At 71.6% G+C, this 4,996-nt stretch carries 8 protein-coding genes; 7 read left to right on the top strand and 1 reads right to left on the bottom strand.

Annotation, left to right across the window (positions count from 1 at the left end; all coding sequences use genetic code 11):
• Both FHP29_RS21500 and FHP29_RS03995 read left to right on the top strand, forming a co-directional pair.
• Window positions 1-282, top strand: a 282-nt coding sequence (locus tag FHP29_RS21500) for an HNH endonuclease signature motif containing protein (RefSeq protein WP_192903959.1), incomplete at its 5' end; no start/stop codon positions are given.
• 36 nt (window positions 283-318) lie between these two features.
• The gene (locus FHP29_RS03995; RefSeq protein ID WP_139621558.1) at window positions 319-1,341 is read left to right on the top strand and encodes an ERCC4 domain-containing protein; all 1,023 of its coding nucleotides are present in this window, start codon (window positions 319-321) and stop codon (window positions 1,339-1,341) included.
• Here FHP29_RS03995 and FHP29_RS03990 read toward each other — a convergent pair.
• The gene (locus tag FHP29_RS03990; RefSeq protein ID WP_139621557.1) at window positions 1,230-1,655 is read right to left on the bottom strand and encodes a (deoxy)nucleoside triphosphate pyrophosphohydrolase; all 426 of its coding nucleotides are present in this window, start codon (window positions 1,653-1,655) and stop codon (window positions 1,230-1,232) included. The genes FHP29_RS03995 and FHP29_RS03990 overlap by 112 nt on opposite strands.
• Window positions 1,656-1,693: 38 nt before the next feature.
• Between FHP29_RS03990 and FHP29_RS03985 the strand changes: the two genes are divergently transcribed.
• The 5 genes from FHP29_RS03985 (at window position 1,694) to FHP29_RS03960 (ending at window position 4,925) form a co-directional block, all read left to right on the top strand.
• Window positions 1,694-2,179 (top strand): hypothetical protein, encoded by a 486-nt coding sequence (locus FHP29_RS03985; protein ID WP_139621556.1) that lies wholly within the window; start codon window positions 1,694-1,696, stop codon window positions 2,177-2,179.
• 78 nt (window positions 2,180-2,257) lie between these two features.
• Window positions 2,258-2,836, top strand: coding sequence for a hypothetical protein (locus tag FHP29_RS03980; RefSeq protein WP_139621555.1), 579 nt, complete (start codon window positions 2,258-2,260; stop codon window positions 2,834-2,836).
• A 45-nt stretch (window positions 2,837-2,881) separates the two neighbouring features.
• Window positions 2,882-3,493, top strand: coding sequence for a DNA-3-methyladenine glycosylase (locus FHP29_RS03975; protein ID WP_139621554.1), 612 nt, complete (start codon window positions 2,882-2,884; stop codon window positions 3,491-3,493).
• Between the two features lie 277 nt (window positions 3,494-3,770).
• The gene (locus tag FHP29_RS03965) at window positions 3,771-4,454 is read left to right on the top strand and encodes a GntR family transcriptional regulator (protein ID WP_158296460.1); all 684 of its coding nucleotides are present in this window, start codon (window positions 3,771-3,773) and stop codon (window positions 4,452-4,454) included.
• A gap of 60 nt (window positions 4,455-4,514) precedes the next feature.
• Window positions 4,515-4,925 carry a hypothetical protein gene (locus tag FHP29_RS03960; protein ID WP_139621552.1) on the top strand — a complete coding sequence of 137 codons (411 nt, stop codon included), beginning with the start codon at window positions 4,515-4,517 and terminating at the stop codon, window positions 4,923-4,925.
• Window positions 4,926-4,996: the final 71 nt, after the last annotated feature.

Here is a 4,996-nt window from a genome sequence, read left to right as displayed (position 1 = left end):
GGCAAGGGCGAGATCCTCGACCTCGGCCGCAAAGCCCGCCTGTTCTCCAAAGCCCAACACCGAGCACTCCGCCTACGTGACCGGCGGTGCCGGGCCGAGGGCTGCACCATCCCGGCCGCGTGGACCGAGGCACACCACCTCCAACCCTGGTCCCAGGGCGGACACACCGACCTCGACGACGCCGTCAGCCTGTGCAACCACCATCACCACCGCATCCACGACCACGCCTACACCCACGGACGCCTCCCCAACGGCGACATCAGGTTCTACCGACGCACGTGACGGCGCGCCCGGGCGGAGCCTGCAAGACTCGGCTCCATGCCCGACGACTTCGTCATCGCGCGCAACCCCGAGCCGGACTCGACGCTGCCCTATCTCCTGCGGATCCCGCTCGGCGACGGCATCCTGCTCAAGGCCAAGGAGACCTGGCCCCGGACGGCGAAGGTCTACTGTCACCGGTTCTTCGACGGGTGGCCGGAGGAGGTCGAGATCGTCGAGCGGGTCGGTGTCCGGTCCTGCGTACGCCGCGGCGCCGCCATCGACCTCGTGCTCGACCGGGGGCGGGAGAACCGCTCGCAGTTCGTGATCACCACCATCCGGGGTGGTCGGCAGGCCGTGTTCTGGCAGACGTCGCGGACCGTGAAGCAGGCGCGGCCACGGGTCGCCGTCTCGACGGCTCGCGCCCTCGGCGTACGCGACCTGACGATCGTCGTCGACTCCGGTGAGCGCTACGCGTGGAAGTTCGGCGAGCAGCAGGCGACCACGCGGCGGGAGAGGCTGCCGGCGGGTGACTACGGGGTGCTCGACGAGGCCGGGCGGGTGATCGCGGCGGTCGAGCGCAAGAGTCCGCAGGACCTGGTCGGCTCGATGACCTCGGGGAAGCTGAAGTTCCAGCTGACCGAGCTCGCGTCCCTGCCGCACGCGGCGGTGGTGGTCGAGGCGTCGTACGGCAGGCTGCTCCAGCACGAGCACGTCCGTACGGCCGTGATCGCCGACGGGCTCGCGGAGGCGCAGGTCGCCTTTCCGGCGGTGCCGATCGTGTTCTGCGACAACCGCAAGCTCGCCCAGGAGTGGTCCTACCGGTTCCTCGCCGGTGCGGTCGTGGCCGCGGCCGCCGACGACTTCGGCGCGACTGCCGTCGCCGACCTCACTCCGAGTGCGCCGATGTCACCGCTGCCCACTCCCGAGCCGAGCGCCGCCGAGCTCCGGGCATGGGCGATCGCTCAGGGTCACGAGATCTCGCCCAAGGGCCGCATCCCGGCCGAGATCCGCGCTGCCTGGGCGGCGACCAACGCGACGGCCGGCAGGTCCGCCGGCGCCCAGTCGAGCTCGTCGAGCTGATCCGCGGGCAGCCACCGGATCGCCGCGTGCTCCTCGGGGAGCGGCGCTCCGGACGTCAGCCGGCACCAGTAGGTCGTCAGCACGATCACCCGCGCGGCCTGGTGGCGGGTGGTCGTCACTGCGGCGCCGACCTCGACCCCACAGCCGAGCTCCTCCTGGATCTCGCGAGCGAGCGCGGACCGCGGGCTCTCGCCGGGCTCGACCTTGCCGCCGGGGAACTCCCATCTCCCGCCGTCCTCGCCGCCGGGACCGCGCTGGGCGCAGAGGACGAGCCCGTCGCGGACGATGACGGCGCCGACGACCTCGATCTCCACGGCCCGATGGTCGCAGGTGGAGGGACCAGAATGGGCGCATGGTCTCCCTGAAGTACGCGGTCGTGGAGCGCGAGCGGCGGTTCCTCGTGGCAAGGATCCCCGACGGGGTGAGCGAGGTGTGGCAGATCGAGGACCGGTACGTCGACGGGGCGCGCCTGCGGCTGCGGGAGGTGCGGAAGCCGGACGGGTCGGTGCAGCGCAAGGTCGGGCACAAGGTGCGCCTCCATGACGACCCCAGCGAGGTGGCGTGCACGTCGCTCTACCTCGACGACACGGAATGGGCGCTCCTCGCCGACCGACTCCCCACGAGAACGCTGCGCAAGCGGCGGCACCACGTGCATCGCGACGGGCTGCACGTGGTGGTCGACGAGCTCGAGGACGGGACGCTGCTGGCCGAGATCGATGACGGCGACGGGGCACCCGCTGCCGTTCCGGCCTGGCTCGAGGTCATCTCCGATGTCAGTGCGGAGGAAGCATGGACGGGCGGAGCCCTCGCCGCTGTGACGCTCGACCCGACTGCATGACCCCTCACCGGCAGGCACTCATCCACAGGCCGGCAGGACGGCCTTGTTGTGGGCGGTCGGGGTGATCACCCTCGACGCATGGGCTACCAAACGGACTTCGTCGGCTACCTCGAGGTGACGCCGGCACTCAACGACCGCGAGATCACGTTGATCAACCGCATCTCCGGCTCCATCTTCATCGACCGACCGACGGGAGCGCTGCGGGTCGCCGACGAGCTGAGTGAGATGGCCGAGGCGGTCCGGAAGCTCGAGAGCGCCATGCCGCGAGGATGGTCGAACTGGTCCGCCTGCTCGCAGGGTTGTTGCCTGAGCTACGACGGCGGCGACAAGGCCAACCACATGGCCCCGTGGTTGAAGCACCTCATGGCGACCTTCCTCGTCCCTGGAGCGACTGCTGGGGGGCTGCCGGGCTTCGAGGAGCTCACCTGCGACCACGTGCTGAACGGCATGGTGGTCGGGTCCAGGCGGGACAATCGCGAGCTCTACTCGATCACCGTGCGAGACAACGAGGTCGAGGTCGAGCTGCTGTGGCCGGGAGTGAAGGAGTGGAGCACCTATCCGCCGTTGGCCTACCAGACCGAGATCGACCGCTTCCGTGCATGGGTGCTGGACGAGCGACGACGGCCGAAGGTCGATCCCTACCCGGGCGCATGGTGATGTGCGAGCGATGAGCACTGCACGTGGGTGGCTATCGTCGGCCGGGTGAGTGCAGCCGACCGCGCCGACGTCGTACGTCGAGCGAGGGAGCTCCTCGGCCGCACGATCGTCGGCCACGGCGTCACGGTGCGGATCACCGAGGTGGAGGCGTACGGCGGCAGCGAGGACCCCGCGTCGCACGCGTTCACGCGCACCCCGCGCTCGGAGATCATGTACGGCCCGCCCTACCGGCTCTACGTCTACCGCTCCTACGGGATCCACCTGTGCGCCAACGTCGTGACCGGGCCGTCGGAGATCGGGGCGGCCGTGCTGCTCCGGGCGGGCGAGGTCGTCGACGGGCACGACCTGGCGCGGCTGCGCCGCGGTACGCCGCCCGGCCGGGACGTCCAGCTCGCCCGGGGGCCCGGGAATCTCGCGCAGGCGCTGGGGATCACGCTCGACGACCTCGACACCGACCTCCTCGCCGCCCACGGAGACGACGGTGACAGCGGCTTCACCGGCGTCCGGCTCGGCCCGGAGGTCCGCACCCGCCGGAGGATCGCCAGCGGACCACGGGTCGGGGTGTCGAAGTCCGTCGACGTGCCCTGGCGGTTCTGGCTGGAGGGGGACCCCACGGTCTCGGCGTACCGGCGCAGCCCACGAGCCCCGGCCACCTGACGTGAAGGACCCGACCGGCCACGCATTCGGGACGTGGCCGGCCGGGCCGTCGGGGGAGGAGTCAGCGCACGGCGGCGAGGAGCTCCCGGGTGCGCGGGTGCTGCGGGCGGTGAGCACGTGCGCGGCTTGGCCGATGGAATTTGGTATACCAATGAATGATAGATCATCCGCGGCGCCGTGCAGCGCACTCACTCAGGGCGGCCCGGGGGCGCGGAGTCCGGTCCGCGGCGGATCCTTCTCGGATGCGAGACTGTGGAGACACTTCGAAAGGAATGCGATGAGCCTCGACGCGACAGGCGAGACGCTCGGCTCGCGATACCGCTCGCTGCGCGAGGTGGTCTCCGACGAGCTGCGCGACCGGATCGTCGAGCGCCGCCTCGCGCCCGGCGAACGGCTGGTCGAGCGCGATCTCGCCGACGCGCTCGACGTGTCCCGGATCGTGGTGCGCGAGGCCATCCAGCAGCTCGCCGCGGAGGGCCTGGTGACGATCATGCCTCGCCGTGGCGCCCAGGTCGCGCCGCTCGACGCCGAGTCCGCGCTCAACCTCTTCGAGGTCCGCATCAGCCTGGAGTCGCTCGCGGCCGGCGCCGCCGCGGAGCGGCGTACGGACGCCGACCTCGCCCGGTTCGACGACCTGGTGGAGCGGGCGCGTGCGGCCACCGAGGCCGGCGACGCCAAACTCGCCGCGCACCTCAACGTCGAGTTCCATCAGGCCGTCGTCGATGCCGCGCGCAACCCGCTGCTCGCCTCGATCTTCCGCTCCCTCTCCGGGCGCGCCCTCCAGCTCTTCCGGATCGGCCAGGACCTCGACGCGCACGGACTCCACCACGAGCACGTCGGCCTCATGACCGCGATCCGTGAGCGCGACGTCGAGCTGGCGCGCGAGTTGATGCGGCGCCACGTCGTGAGCTCCCAGGAGAGCGCCCTCGAGCGCGTCCGCGCCCTCGAGAGCGGGACCTGACCGACCGAGGCCTGTGGATGAGCGCCGACGCCGCGCGCCGATCTGGCGCAGGCTGGGTGCATGACCGATGAGATCCCGCCCCTGTTGCCTCCCGACCAGATGCCCCCGCTCGCCGACCAGGCCGCCCTCGACCACACCTGGCGTGCGTTGATGGGCCGCCTCGGCTTCGCCACGCCCCAGCTGTGGGTGCTGCTCGTCGACGGCGACCAGCCGCGGCAGGTCATCGAGGTGGCCGACGTCCCGTCCGACCCGCGGCCCGAGGAGGTCGACCGCATGCGCGTCCTGGTGGAGCAGGCCCGCGAGTGCGGCCTGTCCTGTGCCTTCCTCTACGCCCGCCCCGGCGGGGCGACGCGGACCGCCGGCGATCTCACGTGGGCGCGTGGCCTCGCGGCGCTCGACCAGCGTTGGCCGGTGCACCTGGCCAACGACCTCGAGCTGCGGGTGGCGGCGCCCGACGACCTCGCGGCCTGAGCTGCCGGCGAGAGGCTGGCGAAGCTAGGGCGAGATCGCCCGCTCCTCGGCCTCGTGGCCCGGCTCCAGGT

It is taken from the genome of Nocardioides albidus (assembly GCF_006335005.1).
In the GTDB taxonomy this organism is placed as follows: Bacteria; Actinomycetota; Actinomycetes; order Propionibacteriales; family Nocardioidaceae; genus Nocardioides; species Nocardioides albidus.
This window is presented reverse-complemented; position numbering and strand designations above follow the sequence as displayed.

Coding starts and splice junctions, on each gene's coding strand:
- FHP29_RS03995 (WP_139621558.1), top strand. CDS start 319: ATGCCCGACGACTTCGTCATCGCGCGCAACCCCGAGCCGGACTCGACG.
- FHP29_RS03985 (WP_139621556.1), top strand. CDS start 1,694: ATGGTCTCCCTGAAGTACGCGGTCGTGGAGCGCGAGCGGCGGTTCCTC.
- FHP29_RS03980 (WP_139621555.1), top strand. CDS start 2,258: ATGGGCTACCAAACGGACTTCGTCGGCTACCTCGAGGTGACGCCGGCA.
- FHP29_RS03965 (WP_158296460.1), top strand. CDS start 3,771: ATGAGCCTCGACGCGACAGGCGAGACGCTCGGCTCGCGATACCGCTCG.
- FHP29_RS03960 (WP_139621552.1), top strand. CDS start 4,515: ATGACCGATGAGATCCCGCCCCTGTTGCCTCCCGACCAGATGCCCCCG.